Annotated in this window: 18 protein-coding genes; 1 reads left to right on the top strand and 17 read right to left on the bottom strand. The window is 27.5% G+C overall.

All coding sequences use genetic code 11. The features are described 5' to 3' along the window. Positions 1 to 12: 12 nt before the first annotated feature. The 17 genes from ARA19_RS02190 to ARA19_RS02110 form a co-directional block, all read right to left on the bottom strand. Positions 13 to 1,581, bottom strand: a complete 1,569-nt coding sequence (locus tag ARA19_RS02190; RefSeq protein WP_055069315.1) for a putative polysaccharide biosynthesis protein — start codon at positions 1,579 to 1,581, stop codon at positions 13 to 15. 499 nt (positions 1,582 to 2,080) lie between these two features. After that, complete coding sequence (locus tag ARA19_RS02185; protein ID WP_055069314.1) at positions 2,081 to 3,886, bottom strand: SH3 domain-containing protein; 1,806 nt, start codon at positions 3,884 to 3,886, stop codon at positions 2,081 to 2,083. Between the two features lie 312 nt (positions 3,887 to 4,198). Further along, positions 4,199 to 4,696, bottom strand: coding sequence for a thiol peroxidase (gene tpx / locus ARA19_RS02180; protein WP_055069313.1), 498 nt, complete (start codon positions 4,694 to 4,696; stop codon positions 4,199 to 4,201). Between the two features lie 435 nt (positions 4,697 to 5,131). After that, complete coding sequence (locus ARA19_RS02175; protein WP_055069312.1) at positions 5,132 to 5,881, bottom strand: MgtC/SapB family protein; 750 nt, start codon at positions 5,879 to 5,881, stop codon at positions 5,132 to 5,134. Between the two features lie 482 nt (positions 5,882 to 6,363). Then, positions 6,364 to 7,377: a UDP-glucose 4-epimerase GalE gene (gene galE, locus ARA19_RS02170; protein WP_055069656.1), complete on the bottom strand. Its 1,014-nt coding sequence runs from the start codon at positions 7,375 to 7,377 to the stop codon at positions 6,364 to 6,366. Between the two features lie 100 nt (positions 7,378 to 7,477). Next, the gene (locus tag ARA19_RS02165; RefSeq protein ID WP_055069311.1) at positions 7,478 to 8,515 is read right to left on the bottom strand and encodes an LCP family protein; all 1,038 of its coding nucleotides are present in this window, start codon (positions 8,513 to 8,515) and stop codon (positions 7,478 to 7,480) included. A 291-nt stretch (positions 8,516 to 8,806) separates the two neighbouring features. Continuing rightward, complete coding sequence (locus ARA19_RS02160) at positions 8,807 to 9,655, bottom strand: glycosyltransferase (RefSeq protein ID WP_242862374.1); 849 nt, start codon at positions 9,653 to 9,655, stop codon at positions 8,807 to 8,809. After that, the gene (locus tag ARA19_RS02155; RefSeq protein ID WP_055069309.1) at positions 9,616 to 10,428 is read right to left on the bottom strand and encodes a hypothetical protein; all 813 of its coding nucleotides are present in this window, start codon (positions 10,426 to 10,428) and stop codon (positions 9,616 to 9,618) included. The genes ARA19_RS02160 and ARA19_RS02155 overlap by 40 nt, the downstream gene beginning before the upstream one ends. Positions 10,429 to 10,439: 11 nt before the next feature. Continuing rightward, positions 10,440 to 11,090: an HAD family hydrolase gene (locus ARA19_RS02150; RefSeq protein ID WP_055069308.1), complete on the bottom strand. Its 651-nt coding sequence runs from the start codon at positions 11,088 to 11,090 to the stop codon at positions 10,440 to 10,442. Positions 11,091 to 11,093: 3 nt separating this feature from the next. Continuing rightward, entirely contained in the window at positions 11,094 to 12,275 is a 1,182-nt protein-coding gene (locus tag ARA19_RS02145; RefSeq protein WP_055069307.1) for a glycosyltransferase, read from the bottom strand. Between the two features lie 164 nt (positions 12,276 to 12,439). Then, complete coding sequence (gene glf, locus ARA19_RS02140; RefSeq protein ID WP_055069306.1) at positions 12,440 to 13,540, bottom strand: UDP-galactopyranose mutase; 1,101 nt, start codon at positions 13,538 to 13,540, stop codon at positions 12,440 to 12,442. Between the two features lie 11 nt (positions 13,541 to 13,551). Beyond that, positions 13,552 to 14,985, bottom strand: a complete 1,434-nt coding sequence (locus ARA19_RS02135) for a flippase (RefSeq protein ID WP_055069305.1) — start codon at positions 14,983 to 14,985, stop codon at positions 13,552 to 13,554. Between the two features lie 14 nt (positions 14,986 to 14,999). Next, entirely contained in the window at positions 15,000 to 16,019 is a 1,020-nt protein-coding gene (locus tag ARA19_RS02130; RefSeq protein ID WP_055069304.1) for a glycosyltransferase, read from the bottom strand. Between the two features lie 46 nt (positions 16,020 to 16,065). Next, positions 16,066 to 17,094: a glycosyltransferase family 2 protein gene (locus ARA19_RS02125; RefSeq protein ID WP_055069303.1), complete on the bottom strand. Its 1,029-nt coding sequence runs from the start codon at positions 17,092 to 17,094 to the stop codon at positions 16,066 to 16,068. After that, the gene (locus ARA19_RS02120; protein ID WP_055069302.1) at positions 17,060 to 18,121 is read right to left on the bottom strand and encodes a polysaccharide deacetylase family protein; all 1,062 of its coding nucleotides are present in this window, start codon (positions 18,119 to 18,121) and stop codon (positions 17,060 to 17,062) included. Before ARA19_RS02120 ends, ARA19_RS02125 begins: the two co-directional genes overlap by 35 nt. Before the next feature lie 29 nt (positions 18,122 to 18,150). Beyond that, positions 18,151 to 19,017, bottom strand: coding sequence for a beta-1,6-N-acetylglucosaminyltransferase (locus ARA19_RS02115; protein ID WP_055069301.1), 867 nt, complete (start codon positions 19,015 to 19,017; stop codon positions 18,151 to 18,153). Positions 19,018 to 19,094: 77 nt separating this feature from the next. Further along, on the bottom strand, positions 19,095 to 20,237 hold the full coding sequence (locus tag ARA19_RS02110) for an EpsG family protein (protein WP_055069300.1): 1,143 nt from the start codon (positions 20,235 to 20,237) through the stop codon (positions 19,095 to 19,097). Positions 20,238 to 20,598: 361 nt separating this feature from the next. Between ARA19_RS02110 and ARA19_RS02105 the strand changes: the two genes are divergently transcribed. After that, positions 20,599 to 21,537 carry a glycosyltransferase family 2 protein gene (locus ARA19_RS02105; protein ID WP_055069299.1) on the top strand — a complete coding sequence of 313 codons (939 nt, stop codon included), beginning with the start codon at positions 20,599 to 20,601 and terminating at the stop codon, positions 21,535 to 21,537. Positions 21,538 to 21,591: the final 54 nt, after the last annotated feature.

Raw genomic sequence — 21,591 nt, 5'->3', positions numbered from 1 at the left:
TATAGTCTTTAGCTATGAAATAAAAAGCATCTTCCTTATAAAACTCGGAATCAAATCTAATTCTTCTTTTTTTGTTCCCCCTATAGTTGTTAATACCTTAAAATATACAATTGATCCACAGTACATACTTATTAATAATGATAAAAGATTAGTTAAATATCTTCCCATATGAGAAATTCCTATAAATTCTATTGACCTACTAATAAGAAAGATGCATCCCCCCATTACTATGGAACTTATAGCTGGTTTCAGGATTTTTCCCATGAATAAATTTTTCTCTCCTATCTCCTTTTCTATTATAAAAATATTTATAATCATAGTAACCAAATTTGATACTAATAACCCTATTATAACCCCTAAAATATTTATAGATACTATAGGGATTAATAGAAAATTTAATATAATTTTTATTATTACTCCTATAAAGGCAGATATTGCTCCTTGAGATACCTTCCCTAAACTATTTAACATAGTATTAGTTAATTGATATACTGATGAAAATATAAAAACATAAGCTCCAAAGACCATTATTTCAGCTCCACCAATTTTTCTATTAAAAATAACAGTAAATACTTCTTTACTTAAAACAGAAAGTCCTACTGCCGACGGAATTCCTATTAAAAAACCTATTCTAAGAAGGTCATTAACCGCTCTTTTTAACCTTGTTTTATCTGTTGCAGTATTTTCTCTAGCTATAATAGGCAATACTCCAACTGCTAAAGTGCTTATTATTATCATTGGCACATTTATTATTTGCATATAATTTCCGAAGTAAGCATACTTTGTCTCTATTATACTTTGAGGAAATCCAGCTTTCTCTAACCCTCTATGAATATTAGCAACATCTATAACATTATTTCCTGCATAAATGAAAGCAGTAGAAATTAATAATGGAAATGAATATCTTACTATATAATTTATTAAGTATCTATTATCATGTTTTCTTTCTTTACTCTCTTCTATTTTTTCATATTTAGAAAATTTTATATGTAAGTAAATTAAAGAACCTAAGGCCCCAACTGCTGTCCCTACTGCACCGCCAGCTACCCCTAAAGCTAAGCTTCTTTTCATTAATGTAAATGAAAAAAATAAACTAAATATAACATTCAAAACTTGCTCTATAAACTGAGAAATACCTAAAGGTTGTAAATCATTATGTCCTTGAAAATACCCTCTATAAGCGCTTCCTATAGCCGTTAAAATAATTGCTGGACACAAGGTTATTAAGGCTAAATAAGAATTTTCATATCCAATAAAAGAACTTATCTCTCTCCCTAATAAGAATAAAGATATAGAAAAAATCACTGACATAAGAACCAATATGAAAAGCCCAACCTTAAAACTAGCTAAGGCATCTTTTTTATGTCCTGTTTCATTATACTCAGAAACTAATTTAGGTATAGCATTAGATGCTCCTGCTATAGTTATCATATAAACAAAAGTAAAAACATTATATGCAGCATAATAATTCCCATATCCTATTTCTCCAATATTATGAATGAGAAATGGAATATAAATAAGTGATATTAATTTAGAACATATATTAGTAAATGTTAGAATAATAAATCCTCTTGCTCTCATAGTTATTTCCTCTCTACCTCAAAATAATTCTATTCATTATTTTTAACCAAAGATAGAAAGATATACTATACTACTGAACCTAAAAAATCTCTTTCTTCATCATATAAAACAATTCTATTTTATATAAAAAATAAAGGAGCTGTATCAAATCAGCACCTTTATTTATATTACTTTTATAAATATATTTTTTCATCTGCCGAGATAGCTATATAGGTACAAAATGCTGTGACCATTGAACTAGTACTAGAAGCTCTTTATTTTTGAACAATAGTTTCGTGGAAAAATTTCCATTGTTTGAACAAAGTGAGTTTGGAAATTTTAGAAACTGTTGTGGAAAAAATATTAGAGCTTCTTTACGTAAGTGAGTGGTCACAAATGATGAACCTATATAGATAGATAAAAGAGGATGTATCTGTAATTTGATACATCCTCTTGCTTAAACTAAATTTAAAGGAATAATATTTGTCTTAAAGTTCAATCATTAAACTGTATTCATCTATTAAGCTGTTGCTGTTGCTGATGAATTTGCCACAGCATTTGCTACTGCATTTCCAGTTGCTGTTGCTGTTGCTTGTGAACTAGCTGTTGCTGTTGCAGATGATGATTTAGTTCTCTTTGTTATTGCTTGTGCACTTGATTTTGAAGTTGCTGTTGCACTTCCGTTATTTGCTTCTGCTTGTGCATTTGAACTTGAGTTTGCTGTTGCATTTCCGTTACTTGCAGTTGCTTGTGCTTTTGAGTTTGAAGTTGCTGTTGCACTTCCGTTATTTGCTTCTGCTTGTGCTTTTGAGCTTGAGTTTGCTGTTGCATTTCCGTTACTTGCAGTTGCTTGTGCTTTTGAGCTTGAGTTTGCTGTTGCACTTCCGTTACTTGCTTTTGCTTGTGCACTTGAGCTTGAGTTTGCTGTTGCACTTCCGTTACTTGCTTTTGCTTGTGCACTTGAGCTTGAGTTTGCTGTTGCACTTCCGCTATTTGCAGTTGCTTGTGCACTTGAGCTTGAGTTTGCTGTTGCACTTCCGCTATTTGCAGTTGCTTGTGCACTTGAATTTGCATTAGCTGTAGCAGTTGCCTTTGCTGTTGCTCTTGCTGTTGAGCTTACTGTTCTAGATACTATTTTTGTACTAGTACTTGTAGTAGTGTTTGATGTTGCTTTAGCATTGCTTTGGCTTTCAGCTTTTGCTGTACTATTGCTATTAGCTGTTGCTGTTGCATTACTATTAGCTACTGCTGATGAACCTGAATTAGCTGTTGCTGTTGCTTGTGAACTAGCTGTTGCTGTTCCAGTTGTTCCAACATATAAGCCATAAACATAACCAACTTGTCCATTAACACTTACTTCATACCAAGGTCCTTTTGAACCTATGATTTTAACACTTTGTCCTTCTTTTAATGTTCCTATTATAGTTGCATTTATTGAAGCATTGTTTCTTAATCTAACTACGCTACTTACATTTATAATTTGTCCATTTTCTGAAAGTGTTTTTAATGGAGCATTCTCTGCATTGTATATTCTTTGCATATTAGCTGCATTGATATAACCAACTTCTCCAGTTTCTTGAACTTGTACTTTGTAGTATCCGTTATTGTTTTGTGATAATATAGTTAACATTTGACCTACTGATAAGTATGATGTTATTGAACTATTTGCACTATCACCTGATCTTAAATAAAGACCACCATTTCCGTTTATAACTGCACCTTCATTTGTTGCAACTAAATCATTTGATGTTGTTGTAGAATTTGTTCCAGTTGCTGATGAATTTGAGTTAGCTGTTGCAGTTGTATTAGCTTTTGCTGATGAACTTGCTGTTGCTGATGAATTACCATTATCTACAGTAGTTCTTATTGTTTTAGTAATTGTTTTTGTAGTGTCTGTAGCTTTTGCTGTAGCACTTGCTGTTGCTGTAGCAGTTGCTGTTGCACTTCCATTTGACTTTGTTTCTTTTGATGTTTTATGAACATCTGTATTTGTATTTGAATCTGCCTTAGCTTTTGAAGTAGCTGATGCAGAACTATTAGCTGTAGCTTTTGCTGATGAATTTGAAGTTGCTGTTGCACTTCCGTTATCTGCTGTTGCTTGTGCATTTGAACTAGCATCAGCTGTTGCTGTTCCACCATTTGTAGCAGTTGCTGTTGCTGATGAATTTGCTGTTGCTGAAGCATCACTTGTATTAGCAGTTCTATTTGCTAAAACAACTTCATTTTGTGTTTGGCTAGTATGTGTTGCTGATGCTATAGTTGGTGATACAACTGCAGCTGCCACACTTGTAGTAGCGATTAATGTTAATAACGCTTTTTTCTTCATAATTAATTCCTCCTAAGTACTTCAATACTTATAATTATTTAAGTTTAGTTGATAACTAACCAGCATTTCTTTTTCCATTAGTTTTTAATCATTGGTACTTCTCACCAATGTCTAATATCATTCTACATCATTTTTTTGTTACCTTATAGACTAACTCTTACAACTTAGTAACAATTAATACATAATCATTTCTTCATTTTGTTAACTTTGACACTATAAAAAAATAAATCATAGATAATTTTACCAATAAAACTGGATTATTGATAAAATTTCTATGATTTTCTAATAAAAGTAATAAAGTTTATTTTTTTTCTATTTTGCTGCCTTAGCTGCTTCTAATATATCTTTGTAAGTTGGTTCATTTGTCATTTCTTCTAAGTATTCAACAAATACAACTTTACCTTCTGAATCTACTACAAATGAAGCTCTTGTTAATAAAGCTAATTCTTTTATGAAAGTTCCTGTAGCTTCTCCAAAACTTCTTAAATTATAATCTGAAACTACCTTTACATTATCTATTCCAGCAGCTCCACACCATCTTCCTTGAGCAAATGGTAAATCCATTGATACTGTATATACAGTTACATTTTCTAATTCAGCTGCTTCTTTGTTAAATTTTCTTACTTCCATATCACATACTTCTGTATCAATTGATGGAACAGCTAAGAATACTCTTATACCTTTAGTATCGCTATATTTTAACTCACTTAAATCGTTATTTGTTACTGTAAAGTCTCTAAAGCTTTCTCCTACCTTAACTTCTTTTCCTTCTAAAGTTAATGGATTTCCTGCAAATTTAGCTTGTCTCATTATAATTCCTCCTAAAGTATTAAATTTAATATATATTTACTATTTACTTATTTTTTATTTATTATTCTGATTTTTATTTTAATCCCTTATGTAATCTTTGTAAATTTAATTCCTTATTAAATAAGTCTGATTACTAAGAATTATCTCCATCATTCTTTATAATCTACCTTTATTTACATAATATTACGTAGATAATTTCTTTAAAACACCTATTAAACATTAAGATGAAGTCAAAAAGACATTAAATTAATTCTATGCTTATTCTAAAAATTATGGATTTAACTCTCCACTTAATTTTTATATTTTATATATTTATTGTAGAAAAAATATTAGAGCTTCTTTACATAGGTGAGTGATCACAAATAATGAACCTATATAGCTAGATAAAAGACAGAGAGGATGTATCTGTAATTTGATACATCCTCCTAAAACTTCTTAATTAAATTGTCTATAATGTGGATTTACTATTTCATATTCAAATGACTCTATCCCATCTATATTTTGTATAGCTTCTAAAATTTCATCTATTTCTCTTTCCTTTTGAAGTTTTACCCTAAGCTTTGTGGAATATAACATACTTCCATTAACATTGCTTGTCCCCTTTAGAAAATCAGCTAAAGCATTTTTTGAAATTAAAATATCTTGTACTTCTCTATATAATTTCTTTTCTGATAATATAGACATTTCTAAATAACTATGGTCAAATTTAAAGGATATTTTCTTTAATATTTCAAAGGCTATAAGTACAAGTACTGTTACAAATATACCTATGGCATACATTCCACACCCTATGCTTAATCCAATGGCTGCAGTTGTCCATATTCCTGCCGCTGTTGATAAGCCCTTCACAGCACCTTTTTCCTTAAATATTATTCCTGCCCCTAAGAAACCAACTCCTGATACTACTTGAGCAGCTATTCTACTAGGATCTACCATTATGTTTGGACCTAGTACCTCAAAAAAGCCATATTGTGAGACTAACATTACTAGAGTTGCCCCTACTGCCACTAAAAAATGTGTTCTTATCCCTGCTTCTTTAGATCTCATTTCTCTTTCAAAACCAATTAGTCCCCCTAATACTCCCGACAGAGCTAATCTAAGAAAGAAAATTCCATAAAAATATAAATAATTATGGATATCTTTATTAAAATACGCAAATCCGTAAAAGTTATGAACGCTATGCATAAAATCCTCCTATGTATTTAATAGTTTTTTCTTTTGTTTACCGTTTAGATTCTACCAATTCTATCTTTCCAGCCAAAAATTATTAATCCAAAACTATAAACGTAGACCTAATTCAGGTGGAGTTTTGACTCCATCTCAATGCTTAATCAAAGTTATCTAGAAGTGTGAGGCTGTTTATCTCCTACTTAAGTGACTATCTAAATCTTGATTTAGTTATAGGAACTTACTCAGCGAGCAATGCGAGTCGAGTTTCCTATAGAAGACAGAAGTATTACAGCCTTTAGCTATCAGATAAATATATTTTTTAATATATAAAGAAAAATAAGCTATATTAAATACAGATATTTAAGAAATCTTAATGTAAGTGTAGTTGGAATTCTAAATATATCTCTATTTTAATATAGCTTTTATACTTCCATATTACTTCTTTTCTACTATAATAAATCTTCTTGAATAAGCAAATTCAAAACATATTTACTTTATTAATCTTCAAATCCCTTTGGATTTTTTGATTGCCAATTCCATGAATCCTTGCACATATCTTTAATATCTCTTTTTGCTGTCCACCCTAATTCTTTATTTGCTTTAGTAGGGTCTGCATAACAAACTGCAACATCTCCAGGTCTTCTATTAACAATTTTATATTTTACATCTCTTTGACTTACTTCTGAAAAAGCTTTAACTAATTGTAAAACACTATATCCATTTCCAGTTCCTAAATTATAAGTAATAATACCTGGTTTAGTATCTAATTTTTCTAAAGCTTTTATATGCCCCATTGCTAAATCAACAACATGGATATAATCTCTTACTCCTGTTCCATCTATAGTATCATAATCATCTCCAAATACTGAAAGCTCTGCTAATTCACCAATAGCTACTTTTGTTATATATGGCATAAGATTATTTGGTATTCCCTTTGGATTTTCTCCTATTAAACCACTTTCATGTGCACCAACAGGATTAAAATATCTAAGTATAGCTATATTCCAAGAGTTATCTGACTTATATAAATCTCTTAGTATATCCTCTATCATTAATTTAGTTCCTCCATAAGGATTAGTAAATGACAATTCACACTCCTCGTTTATAGGCATAACTTTACTTTCTCCATAAACAGTGGCTGATGAACTAAATACAAAGTTTTTCACATTAAACTTTTTCATTGTACTTAAAAGATGTAAAGTACTTGTTATATTATTGTGATAATATTCAAGAGGCTTTTCCACGGATTCACCCACTGCCTTGAGTGCAGCAAAATGTATAACAGAATCTATATTATTTTCTTTAAATACTTTTTCAACATCAGAAAGATTTAATAAATCATATTTATAAAACTTTATATCTTTCCCTGTTATTTCTTTTATTTTCTCTTTAACAACTTCTTTACTATTACTTAAGTTATCAATAACAATTACATTATGACCAGCTTCTAGCAATTCTACTGATGTATGACTTCCTATATAACCTAGTCCGCCTGTAACTAATATATTCATAAGATTCATTCCTTTCATTCCTTGAAATACTTATTATCTTTCCACAAATAAAAACCCTCTTTCATCAATTATAATATGAAAGAGAGTTTTTTACAAAATGTTAATTATTGTCTTTTGATGGTGAAAGATACTCTTGGTTTGGTAATTTTGCATCTCCATAAATGAAGTTATGAAGATTTTCATTAGTTTCAGCTTGATTAAATACTAAATACCATATTCCGTTTACAGTTTTACTTGAACAGTTGCTGTCTACAGGAACCCTAGCTTCTTCTATACTCTTACAACCAGTACCTAATATTTCTTCACCAAACTTCCAGATTTGAGCATCTGACATATTTGTTTCTAATGCTGGTGCTACCTTCTCTAAAAGTTCTGGATATTCTGTTATTGGAGTATTCTCAACTCTTTGGAATAATTGCTCAATAACTTGTCTTTGTCTATAAGTTCTTGCATAATCTCCACCTGTTTTATGTCTTATTCTTAAATAAGCCATTGTTTGTAAACCATCTAGGGTTTGTGGACCTGCATGAGTTATATTAGGTGCATTTGGTTCATGATCTAAAGTTTTTAACTGATCATAAGGGAATTTTATTTCATAAACTTCTTCTGGTGTTAAATCAACATGAACTCCACCTAATATATTTATAATTTCTGGTAAGCTTGTAAAGTTACAGCTTATGAAATTATGAATATCTAAATTATAGTCTTTATTTAAAGTCTCCATAGCTAGTTGAGGACCTCCAAATGCATAAGCTGCATTAACCTTTTGCGCCTTATGCCCTGGTATTGGAACATAGGAATCTCTTAATATAGATACTAATTTTAAAGTATGTTTTGTATCATTAACAGACATTACCATTATAGCATCTGATCTCCCTGGAACTCCTTCAGGTTCATCAACTCCGAATAAGTAGATATTGTGCACTCCTTTATTGTTTAAAGAGTTTAATTCCGCTTGTTTACTTACGCCTAATTCATTATTGTTTATGGTCACTCTGTGTACTTTATCTAATACACTATTAACAAACAAATATGACCCACCTACTAATACAATAATTATAAGAATTATTGCTCCAACAATTATTGCAGATATTTTTTTCTTATTTTTAGGCTTTTTCGAGTTTTCTGTGTTACTCATGTAATTACCTCGCTAATTTAGAATTGTTAATTTTGTGTTAATATAATCTTAACCTTTTTTGAACATTCTTTTGTTACAAAGGCTTATTTTTAATAGTTACAAAAAATAAACTTAGTTGTTCTCTTTTTGTAATATTTAATTTTGAAATTAAAATTCTATATAATCCCCTTGTATTTAAAGGTGCTATAAATTATTTTTAATAAAAAAAGAATAGATAAAAAATATTTATCTATTCTTTAAGTTAATGATTTCATTACATTTTATTAACAATTAGTTAACATTTGTTCTTTTTTACCTTAATAACTTTAAATATATTATTCCTCTTAATTTATTTGGCATTACCCTTACCATCATTCTTTCAAATAAATTAATTACATATTCTTTGTAAGAAATATACTTTTTATCCAACATAAATTTTTGCATATTTATTTCTTGTTTTATATATTTAAAGCCTCCTCTTCTTGCGAACATATCTTTTCCTGTTCTAGCATTAACTAAATTCTCCTGTATATTATATCCCTTTGCTCCTGAAATAAACATTCTAACCCACAAATTATAGTCTTCAAACCATAAGAATTCTTCATAATTTCCAGCTTTTAAAACAGCATCTTTCTTATACATCACTGTCATATGGTTAAAAGGATTTCTCTTTTTTGAAAATAATTCAATGTCCTTAGATTTTTCAGGCACAGTTCTATTTGAAATTATATTTGAAATTTCTCCATCAAACTCAGAAATATTAGATCCTACTATATCTATATTTTTATCTTTTAATATTTCTAATTGCTTTTCAAATCTATCTTTTCTGGCAATATCATCAGTATCCATTCTTGCTATTATTTCATTAGAACATCTTAAAACACCTTCTCTAAGTGCTACTCCAAGTCCTCTATTACTTTTAAACTCAATTATCTTGAACAAACCTTCATATTTATCATTGTATTCCTTTAAAATCATATCAAGCTCAACAGTTAGTTTTCCATCCTTTATAACTACTATTTCATCTGCTTTAACTGTTTGATTTAAGACACTCTCTATGGCATCCCTTAAATAATTAGGATTTTCTTTATAATATACAGACATAAGAACTGAAAACTTCATTACACACTTTTCCTTTCTTTCACCACAAAGCCTATCCATATTAATAATCTATAAGATAAATAGTACAAGCTTAATACTAAATAGCTATATCCAAATCCACCTATTGCTAGTCCTACTCCTACTAAAGATCCTAATATATAATAAATAACTCTGAATTCAGTTGTTTTTTTCTTTATTATCTCAAGAGAAGATATATTATACTTTTTCTCTGCTGCTTTTTCTATAGTTCTTGGAAGTGCAATTATAAGTATAAACAATACTATGGAAATATATAAATTTAATCCTTTATCTACTTTCATATTTAAACTATAAGAAAACATTAAAGGTACTGTTATATATCTTAATATACTTAAGAAGAAAAAGGTTATAATTGATTTTTTATCTCTCACTTTATTATGAGCTAAGTAAACAATATATATAAGTATTAAACCTACAGTATAGTAAATATAATTACAATTTAATGCTCCTAATATTCCTATTACTATAAGTGATATTATATATTTTATAAATCTTATTTTTCCTATACGCTCTCTTGCATAAAGTATTTCATCCTCTTTTAATCTTAAGGTTGGATTTTTTTCATACTGTATAGTTATTACATCATTATTTATATACCCTACTTCATATACTGACATCAGACCTATGAACCCTAAAATAGAAGCTATAAAGTCAACTAAGGTAAAACTTCTATTAAAAGCTATAATATAAATATATATAGGTAATATGAAAGTGAATATATAAGCTATTCTTTTGCTTTTCCCTTTTATTCTAGTATAAAAAGTATAATAAAAGGGGATTATAAATTTATTCATATTATTTTAAGTTACTCCTCTATAAATATTAATCTTTCGCTTTTTCTATCTTCCCAAAATCTCTTATTTTTTTCATGTATTACAATAAAGGACTTTGTTGTATTTTTTACAAAATCATAATCTGTTTCATTATCTGTTATCATTACTAAATCATCATAATCCTTAAACTTATCTAGAAACTTTGCAAATTTGGTATATAATATATCCTCCTTTACCCTTCCAGTAAATTTATTATTTTCTACATATGCTGAAGAAGCTATAACTTCATCTATATTAAGTCTCTTGGCTACAGCTTTAGCTATAAAATCATAAGAAGCTGATATCATTATAATATAGTATCCTTTTTCTTTATAATCCCGTATTATTTCTTGAGCTTTCGAAATTTTCTTTTCTTCTAGAAAGTTATCTATAAATTTTTCAACAAGATTATTAATTTCTTCAACATCTCTATCCTTTAAAACATTAGTTATTAGCTTTTTACTCATATCATTTTTTAATATTTTATTTGATAACTTATTTATAACTTTAAAATTTATATTTTTATTTTTTGCCTTTAAAGTCTTGTAATCATCAAAGTCTTTAAAGCTATATTCAAAAAAATCTTGTGTTGTGTTAGATTTATAAAGCGTATTACATAAATCTACAGCTAGAATTTTTTTCATTTGTTAACTCTCCCCTACTAAAGCTTTTAACTCTCGATTCCATATCTTTTTGATTTCTTTATAATCAAAATTATTACATCTCTTCAAGGATTTTTCTTTTAATCTACTATATAATTCTTTATCCTTAATTAATTTTATTATAACTCTTCCTAATTCCTCTTCGCTCTCTGTAAGTTCTAAACTTTCTAAGTCTTCACTACTATCAAAAGGCTTTGTAAGTATACCATATTGTAGCTCTTCACCATATTCTATATCTCCAATTACTCTCTTTGGCTCTATAATTTCTCTTGGTCCTGAAATGCAATCTGTTGATATAACAGGAAGTCCTAGAGACATCCCTTCTATTAAAGTCATTCCAAATCCTTCATAAAGGGATGTTCCAACATATATTGTAGAGTTTTTCATAAATTTATATGGATTACTATTAAAGCCTGTAAAGTGAATATTTTTTTCTAAACCTAACTTTTTAGATAAAGCTTTTAACTTATCCTCATAGGGTCCTCTACCAACAATTATTAATTTTGCATCATTCTCAAATTCAACAACTCTTTTAAATGCTCTTATTAAATGCCACTGTCCCTTTTGTGTATCCAATCTGCCTACATTTATTAAAGTTGTCCCATTAAAGAATTCTCTTGGTAACTCCTCCACAGCTTCTTTAGATTTATTTATTATGTCCTCTGTCATTTGTGGATTATATAAAGTCTTTACATTTTTTGCACTATAATTATTTTTTAAATAGTTTTCGCCAATCATAGAAACAGAAGCTATCAAATCAGATTTCTTTATTATATAAGGTAATAATTTTTTCATATAGCTTGGATAATCTATGTCTATATTATTATGAATTGTAGTAATAACCTTATCATTTTTTTTAGTTAAACAATTCATTAAATCAGTTTTAGGTAAATGACTTATAACAACATCAAAGTTATATTGCTTTTTTATAGCCTTTAATTTTTTATATATTTCATAATCCTTTAAAAGCTTTCCTGCCCCTGACCTTTTTCTTATACCTAGATCGATTATCTTACCTTTATAATCAAAAGTTACTCTATTTTCATAAAGCAATAAATAAACATCATAACCTAATTCATCATAAATAATTGATAAATTAGCAGCAACCTTCTCAGCTCCTCCATCCGATAAAGAAGGCACAAGTATTCCTATCTTCTTTTGTTTCATAAACTTCCTCCTATATAAGACTATTAACTACTTTAATTATAGTAATTTTTAATTTAGCTAAAATAGCTTTTCCATCTTACATTCTAGTCAATATTATAACACTTTCTTTAGTTGCTATCATACTTTATACTTATTCTTAACACTTCACATCCCCTTACATTGTTCTATAATCTTTCTTTAACTACTTTTAAGGCATTTTCTATAACATGATGCATATCATAATATTTATACTCAGCTAGTCTTCCTCCAAATATAATATTATTTTCTTTATCTGCTAGCTCTCTATATTTCTTATATATTTCATTATTTTTATCATTATTTACTGGATAATAAGGCTCATCACCTTTTTTCCAAGTTGCAGGATATTCCTTTGTTATAACTGTCTTTTCACTTGTACCATATTCAAAATGCTTATGTTCTATTATTCTTGTGTAAGGTATTTCATATTCTGTATAATTCACTACAGCATTTCCTTGATAATTTTCCATATCTAAAATTTCATGTTCAAATCTTAAACTTCTATACTCTAAAGTTCCAAATTTATAATCATAAAATTCATCTATCATTCCTGTAAATACTATTTTATCAGCCATAGCACTTAATTCTTCTCTATTTTCAAAGAAATCTGTATTTAACTTAATTTCTATTCCTTCTAATAAACTTTCAATAAATTTATTATATCCACCTATTGGTATTCCTTGATACATATCATTGAAGTAATTATTATCGAAAGTAAATCTTACAGGAAGTCTTTTTATTATAAAGGAAGGTAACTCTGTTGCTCTTTGTCCCCATTGCTTTTCTGTATATCCCTTTATAAGTTTTTCATAAATATCTTTACCCACTAACTTTATAGCTTGTTCTTCTAAGTTTTTAGGTGTTTCTATATTAGCTTCTCTCACTTGCTCTTCAATTTTAGCCTTAGCTTCTTCTGGAGTTTTAACTTTCCATAGACCATAAAAAGTATTCATATTAAAAGGTAAGTTATATAGCTCACCTTTATAATTAGCTACAGGTGAATTAGTATATCTATTAAAATCAACAAATTGATTTATGTAATCCCAAACTTCCTTATTGCTTGTATGGAATATGTGAGCACCATATTTATGAACATTAATTCCTTCTATATTTTCACAATAAATATTACCACCTATGTGATTTCTTTTATCTATTACTAAACACTTTTTTCCTTTTTTCTTTGCTTCATGAGCAAATATTGAACCAAAAATCCCTGCTCCTACTATTAAATAATCATACTTTTTCATAAGTTTATCTCCTATCTCTTTAGAATCTTTGTTTTAATTATAGAATTAGCCTCTTTTATGAATTGATCTTTTATAATTATCATAACCACTATGTAGACTATTACTCCAACTGCCACCTCAATAACAGTAGCAATTATACCCTTTGAAACAAATCTTTCAACAATTTTAATTGCTAAAAACATCACTACAGACCCTACTAATGGCTTTATAGCTGTCTTTATTATTTTTCCTAACTTAACAACGTCTCTTAATAAGTATATTTGAATAGCTGTTACTGTAAATTCAGCTATGACAGAAGCTATGGTTGTTCCCATTGCCTTGTAATGAATTATCAAAATAAAGTTGAAAATAACATTTACTACTGCTCCCCCAACTACAGATATAGTAAAACCTCTTTCTCTATCCATTGGTAGCATTACTTGTATTCCTAAAATATTACTCCAACTTATAGCTATAATTATAAGTACTCCAACTTGTAATAAAACTCCTACTCCAGCAAAGCTAGCTCCATAAAACCAAAGAGAAAAACCATCAGCAATAGCAATTAACCCAAAAACCATTGGAAAAGCCATGAAGTTAACAAAATTGAAGGCTTTATATATCATTGTTTTAAACTCATCCATTTTTCCCTCTGAATATAGAGCACTCATTCTTGGAAGCATAACCACTCCTAAGGATGTTATTAAAGTAAGTGCTAATCTTATAGTTTTCTGTGCATTAGCATAAAGTCCTACCTGTGACATATCAGACATAAATCCTAGCATACTTCTATCTAATAATACATAGATTTGAATTGCAAGCTGTGATACAAACAACCCTAAGGCTGGAGTTAAGTGAGTAAATACCTCCTTAGGAGTTGGCTTGTACACTTTTACTACCTTTCTAAATCCAGCCCACATTATTCCTTGACCAATAACTGAACTTCCACCCATTATTAAAGCATATAAAATTATATCTGAAGGTTTTTTTACTAAAATAAATATTAAAATTATTCCTACTATTTTAACGAATGCATTTCTTAATACTACGCTCTTCATATCTTCTAGACCAATAAATAGCCATGATATATCAAACATTGATGCTACCACAACAGTACCTTGTGCTAAATATAACATTCTATGGTCTTTATTAATCCCTACAAATATTATTAAATATATAATCAAAGCTGTTGCAGTGGTTATAAACTGAAGAGTATATATATTAGTAAAATCTCGCCCATATTTTTCTTCACTATTTTTAGAACGAGCTATTTGTCTACTTCCATAAAGGTCAATTCCTATCATTCCTAAAAGTACGAAGTACTGTGCATAGGATGATGAATAGGAAAAAAGCCCTACTCCATCAGTTCCTAAAACTCTAGATATGTATGGAACTGTTATTAAAGGTGCTAATACTAAAAACAACTGATAAATTTGGTTATATAAAAAATTTTTTAATAATTTCATATCTTAATAAAAGCTTATTTTAAAGCTTCTATAGCCTCCTTAAGAGCTTTTTTAGTAAAGTTACCTCTAATTAATTCTTCTCTTAATTTTTCTATATTTTTTCTCATAACCATATATTCATCAGTTCCAATAACAAATATCTTACTATATAATTCATCTAAAGAATCAATAACAATTCCTATATTATGTTCTTTAACAAAATCAGCTACTGCAGCTTTACTCCAAATTATTATAGGTAAATTACTTGCTATATATAATGAAGTTTTATGAGGATTGTTATACTTTAAATATTGTCCTGTTTCACCAACACACTCCTTCGAACTTACTCCATCCCAAATCAATCCAAAATCTTCATTTAAGACACTTGGTAATTCTTCTGGTTTTAAACATCCTTTATAACGTGACTTATCCTCCCCTGAATAATAAGGTCCATATAAATTAAGCTTAATTCTCTTATCTAATTTATAAATGAATCCACTTTTATCCTCAGCTAAATTTCCTGCAAAGCACACAGTATAATCTTCTTCTTGCTTTTTATACTGCTTTTTTTCTTTACTATCAATTAAATAATCAAATATTCCCAAATTAACTATTTTTGATTTCAATCCATTGTCTAAAAGCCATTTTGTCATTTTAGGGTTATGTGATATGCACACATCAAAAACATTTAATCTTTTTATTTCCTCTATCATTTTTTCTTTATTTTGTGCCCTAAGTGAATTTATATCATGGATTATTGCTACATGCTTTATAGCCCTATGATTCTTCATCCATTTTAAATAAAATCTTACAAAGACACTTTTTTCATATATGGGATATTGACTTATTATTATTGAACCCTTTGGTACTGATGATAACTGCTTTAAAAAAGAAGATATCATTGCTCCTGTTTTCACCTTTCCTGACTCATCTTTATTAAGCATATAGATAGGTTCATAACCTTGCTCCTTTAAAATGTCATCAACATCATTTCTAGCCTTACTTCCTGCATCTCTTTTGTTTCCCTTTGTTTCACTCAAATAATAAATATTCAATGTACACTCTCCTAATAACTAAAATTTATCTGAATTAAGTCTCAGTTTATCTTGAGAAAATCTTATATTCAGCCTTCAATCCTAAGTAAACTAAACTAGCCATTTTTCTTTTGCTAAACATGTAATATGGCTTTAATTTTGTAGGTATATAACGCTTATCCATTAAATTTAAAGCTCTTTGGCAATAATCATCACTTATTATTGAATGTATTTTTTCAACTTTTTCTTTTTTGTTTCTTTTATTTTCTGGTTTATTTTCATTTAATAAAGCTCTATATAAATGTAGAATAAATCCAGAATATATCTTTTTGTCTAACTCTTTTCTCTCTAAACCTTCATAATTTATATTATGTAGTTCTAGAAAAAATAATTTTATATTATCATACAAATCGTCTCTATATGCAACCATAGCAGATTCATCTTGATAAACATAGTTATAAAATCTTCTGCCGGTTAAGGCATAAAAACTATTTATATGACTTATATATTGAGCTGTAAAAAGATGATCTTCCCCTATTTTTAAACTCTTATTAAATCTTAAATTATACGTATCTATTATACTTTTTTTGAATAATTTAGTGCATGCAAATTGATTAGTTCCAAATTTATCTGTTAAAGAAATATAGTCCTCAAAAAATTCTTCTAATAATTTTTTATCAGAATAAAATCCTTCTTCTATTACCATACCTTCTTCTTTAATTCTATTTGGAAATACTCTATTATAATCTGATAGAACTAAATCAGCATCAAATTTTTTTATTTTTTCATACATTTCTTCAACCATATTTAACTCAACATAGTCATCTGAATCTATGAAACAAATATATTCTCCACTAGCAATATTTAAAGCTGTATTTCTTGCAACTGATACACCTTCATTTTTCTTATTTATTATCTTTATTCTTTTATCATTCTTTGCAAATTCCTCAGCTATTTTTAATGAATTATCCGGTGATCCATCATTAACTAAAATTATTTCTAGATTCTTATAACTTTGATTAACTATAGTTTCCAAACACTTATACAAAAACTTTTCTGCTTTATATACCGGCACTATAACTGTTACGCTTTCCATAATTAACCCCCTCTTTATTAATCCAATCTGGAAGTAATTTTCTATAACTTATCATGTTAATAGCCCCTGACAAAATAAAATCTATTACATCAACATCATCTGTATCAGGTAAAATTATTCTTGGAATATAATATTCATTATATCCCCCCTCTACATCAGAATTTCCATAAGCTAAAGCACTACTAAAACCACTTCTACTTAGTATTCTTTCAGCTTCAGCTGGTATATCACTTTTACCACCATAAGGATAGGCAAATAACTTTGTATTGTATACATCACCTAAAAGCTCACTACAGCATTTTATTTCCTCTTCTAAATCTTCAATTTTCATCCTTGAAAAGATACTATGTGTTACTGAATGGGCACCTATCTTATGGTTTTTCTTTTTCATTTCATTTAAATTTTCTCTTGTTATACCTTTAAATCTAATATTATAAAATTCATCATTTATTTTTATATTCTCAAAAGCATAAGCCTTATCTAAAATTCTTGATAAATCTTCAAAAGTAAATGATTTACTTATCATATTATAAAGAACAGACCATTGTTCTTTCCTTTGCCATTGTTCTTTAATTTCCAACTTATAATTTATTTCATCTAAATTATATTCACCAAGTGGAACATAACTCATCCAATACATAAGTTTATCTATTTCTAATATTTTCTTATCATCAATTAAATTAACTGCACAAAAAAAGTATCCCTGATTATTCATTTCATCCATTATTTTAGATGCAATGGAATATTGATTTAAATATCCATCATCAAAGGTTAATGTTGCAGTTCCCTCTTCTTTTATTTCTAAATTAACCTTAAATCTATTGTTTATAACTTTTAGCTGATTCTTAAAAACACTTTCTCTATGAGAACATTCTAAATGAATACTTTCATCAAAATATTCATCTGGAATAACATTGTGATACCCTATAATTCTTTTCTTATTTCTATTTAAAAAATAACAAAATTTTGTAAAACCACACATTTTACTTAATCTAGCCTTGATTATTAGTTTTTTAGAAATCCTCATCTTTTGTTTTCCTTTCAATTTAAAATATATTAATTATAAAAAAAATCATTGTAAACTTCAAAATCTAAGTTATCATTAAATTTTCTTCCAAAAATGAAATCCCTTTCTCTCATTTTAGAAAAATCACTCTCATCTAACAATTTAGGATAATCAGGACCACTTTCCCAATCAATATATCTTAATGCCATATGCGTATCATTATATTCTGTATCAAATTTATAAATTTTATCTTTATATTTAGAATTCATTACTATCGTTTGAAAAATTATTTCATCACTACATAAAGCATTTTTAAACGCATTTTCAAATTCTACATTTTTCTTTAAGAACATTAAAATATAATTATTTAACTCTCCTGATATAGTAAACCAATTACATCCCTTATATAATTTAGGTAACCTAGTATAATATTCATTTATTGGTTTCCCTAAAAACTTTTCTTTCATATTTAAAAGTTTGCTACTGATTCTTCCTTGCTCTTTTTTATAGTAACTATTTGAATATTTATATTTAATTCTTTCCTCTATTTCCTTTTCTTTAGCATTTAAATCTACACCTATAAATTCTTTTCCTTTATTTTCCTGGAGAAAATTTATTATATTTTCAGCACTTTTTAAAGGCAGACATTCACCAGATATAATTGATACATAATCATAATTTTTTTTATTGAAAGCTTCCATTAAACGTAAGGTTCCTTCTACTAGAGAGTATGATCCCCATCTAACATCAACTCTTTCCTCTATAAAATTAACCTTATCTAAAATATCATCAAATTCATTTAAATTTGACTTTTTATCAACATGAATATAAATATCAAATTCATGTCCTAAAAGTTCTATAACTTTATCTATTGACTTTGTTCTCCTGTGACATAAAATTCCTATAGCCACCTTCATCCATAACACTCCCTTTATATATAATATTAATATAGAGATACCTAAACCATAGGTTTAAAGCATCTCTATTTTTAAAATCATCTTGTTATTATATGTCCAAACCAATTTATAGCATATGGAGTATACATATTACTGTTAACATGTACTTGTCTAAATACCATAATACCTAACATTGCCATGAAAAATAATAAGAAAAGCATTCTTCTATTTTTATTTTTTATATATCCTATTAACATTGGTAGCAATATTACTATTGATATTTTGAAATAATCTGAAAATCTTGTTCCTAAAACAAAATATCTATTAAATAATAAATAAATACATATACCTGTAAAATATATATTGAAGAAATAATCAAATTTCTTATCATTTACATTGTTATACCATCTTATTAATAAGAACATCACTAATATAATAAAATCAAATATTACATTAGCACTTAATCCTATTTTTTGAGCAAATAAACTTGATGCAGTATATCTATAAATTTTTATTCCTAAGTTTCCATGTATATGCTCCTTAGCAAACATACCTACAAAATGTAAATCCATAAGTTGTCCTAATATTATAAATACAATATAGGTTATTATTATTTGTTTAGCACTATATCTTTTGTCCTTAATGAAAAATAAAAGCATTAAAATTATAGATGATGTATGGAAACATGCTGCTATTAATATACAAATAAATGCTGTTTTCTTTCTATTTTTAGTAAACAAGTACATTGCAAATAATCCTAATGCTTGAGCTAATGAACTTCTTATTTGTCCCATATCATATACTAAAAAGAACATTGAATAATATATAAATATAGAGAACCAAATTTTTTTGCTTAATTTACTAATAGCAGTTCCTTTTATAAACAATGTAACTGCTGCCATTATAAAGAATATCCATTGTGGATTTTCAGTTACCATTCCTAAAATCCTATTTAGAAAATAATACCCGTATTCAACATGTTGACTTCTATAGGCAACTAATGCCTTATAAAACATTATGGAATAATTTCCATAGTCAAATCCTGAATAGTATCTAAGCCCTGCAAATAATATTAATCCTACTATTAATAACCATGCAATTATATTTTTAATACCAAAATTAATTTTTCTACCTAATATACCAACAGAATATTTATTATATCCATTTTCCTCATTAGTAAATATTAAGTAGTCTGAAAAAGCAAAGATAGCTAATACAATGAGTATAAATATGTATGCCACTTTGTACCTCCTACACTTAATTTATAACATTTTTCTGTCGACTTTTGAATTTTTTATTTTTTTGTTAATTAAAAATAAACTTCTTAAACTTCTTTTAAAATATCCAAAAACTATTATAACACTTACAAAAACCTAATTCAAAAATAAATAAATTTTAAAAAAACTATAAATTTTCTTTTAACACTATATATTACATTTTTTTTAATATATTTTAATGATATAATAAAACAATGTAACCAGAGCAAAATATTTATTCAATATTTTATTTTTTTAAATATTAATACTATTATTTCAAAATAAACTAAAGTACTTTTTTAAATACAAAACAATTAATAATTTTATAATCTACTTAGGAGGAAAAATGATAAGTGTTATAGTACCTATATATAATGTAGAAAAATATCTAGAAAATTGTATAAATTCAATACTAAATCAAAGTTATAAAGACTTTGAATTAATATTAGTAGATGATGGCTCCCCTGATAATTGCGGAAAAATTTGTGATGACTATGCAAAAAAAGATTCTAGAATAAAAGTTATTCATAAAAAAAATGGTGGCTTATCTGATGCTCGAAATGTTGGTATAGAAGCTGCTAAAGGGGAATACATCTCTTTTATTGATAGTGATGACTGGATTCATAAAGATTTCTACTTAACACTATTTAACGCATTATCTAGTAGTAATTCTGATATCGCAATTTGTAATTTCTTAAAAGTTTCAAATAATGATATAAAAGACAAGATTATAAATACTAATCCAACTGTTGAAACTTTAAGCAACTTAGAAGTTTTAAATGATTTGTATAGTGATAATTATGTTAACTGTATAATTGCTTGTAATAAATTATATAAAACTATTCTATTTAAAGATATAAAATTTCCTGTAGGAAAAATACATGAAGATGAATTTACAACACCAAAAGTTTTATTTGAAAGTAATAAAATTGCCATTATTGATGAGGCTCTTTATTACTATAGACAAACTCCAAATAGTATAATGAATAGAGAATTTAATATTGCTAATTTAAGCTTCCTTGAAGCTATTGAAAATCGTTTAAACTTTATAACTGAACATCATTTAAATGCTATTTATGATAAATGTCTCTATCAATTATCTTTTGAAACAATAAATCTTTATTATATGATAAAGGATTCCAATATTTCTAATAAAGAAAATTTATTAAGGGAGTTAAGTGAAAAAATAAGTTCTTTGAATATAAGCGCTTTAAGTTTAAAATCTAAATTACTTATAAACCTATTTAAATTTTCACCTAAATTATATAAAGTAATACAAAATTAAAAATAAAAATGGATAGTTCAATAAGATTAGAATCTTACTGCACTATCCATATAT

It is taken from the genome of Clostridium massiliamazoniense, from assembly GCF_001403635.1.
Lineage (GTDB): Bacteria > Bacillota > Clostridia > Clostridiales > Clostridiaceae > Sarcina > Sarcina massiliamazoniense.
This window is presented reverse-complemented; position numbering and strand designations above follow the sequence as displayed.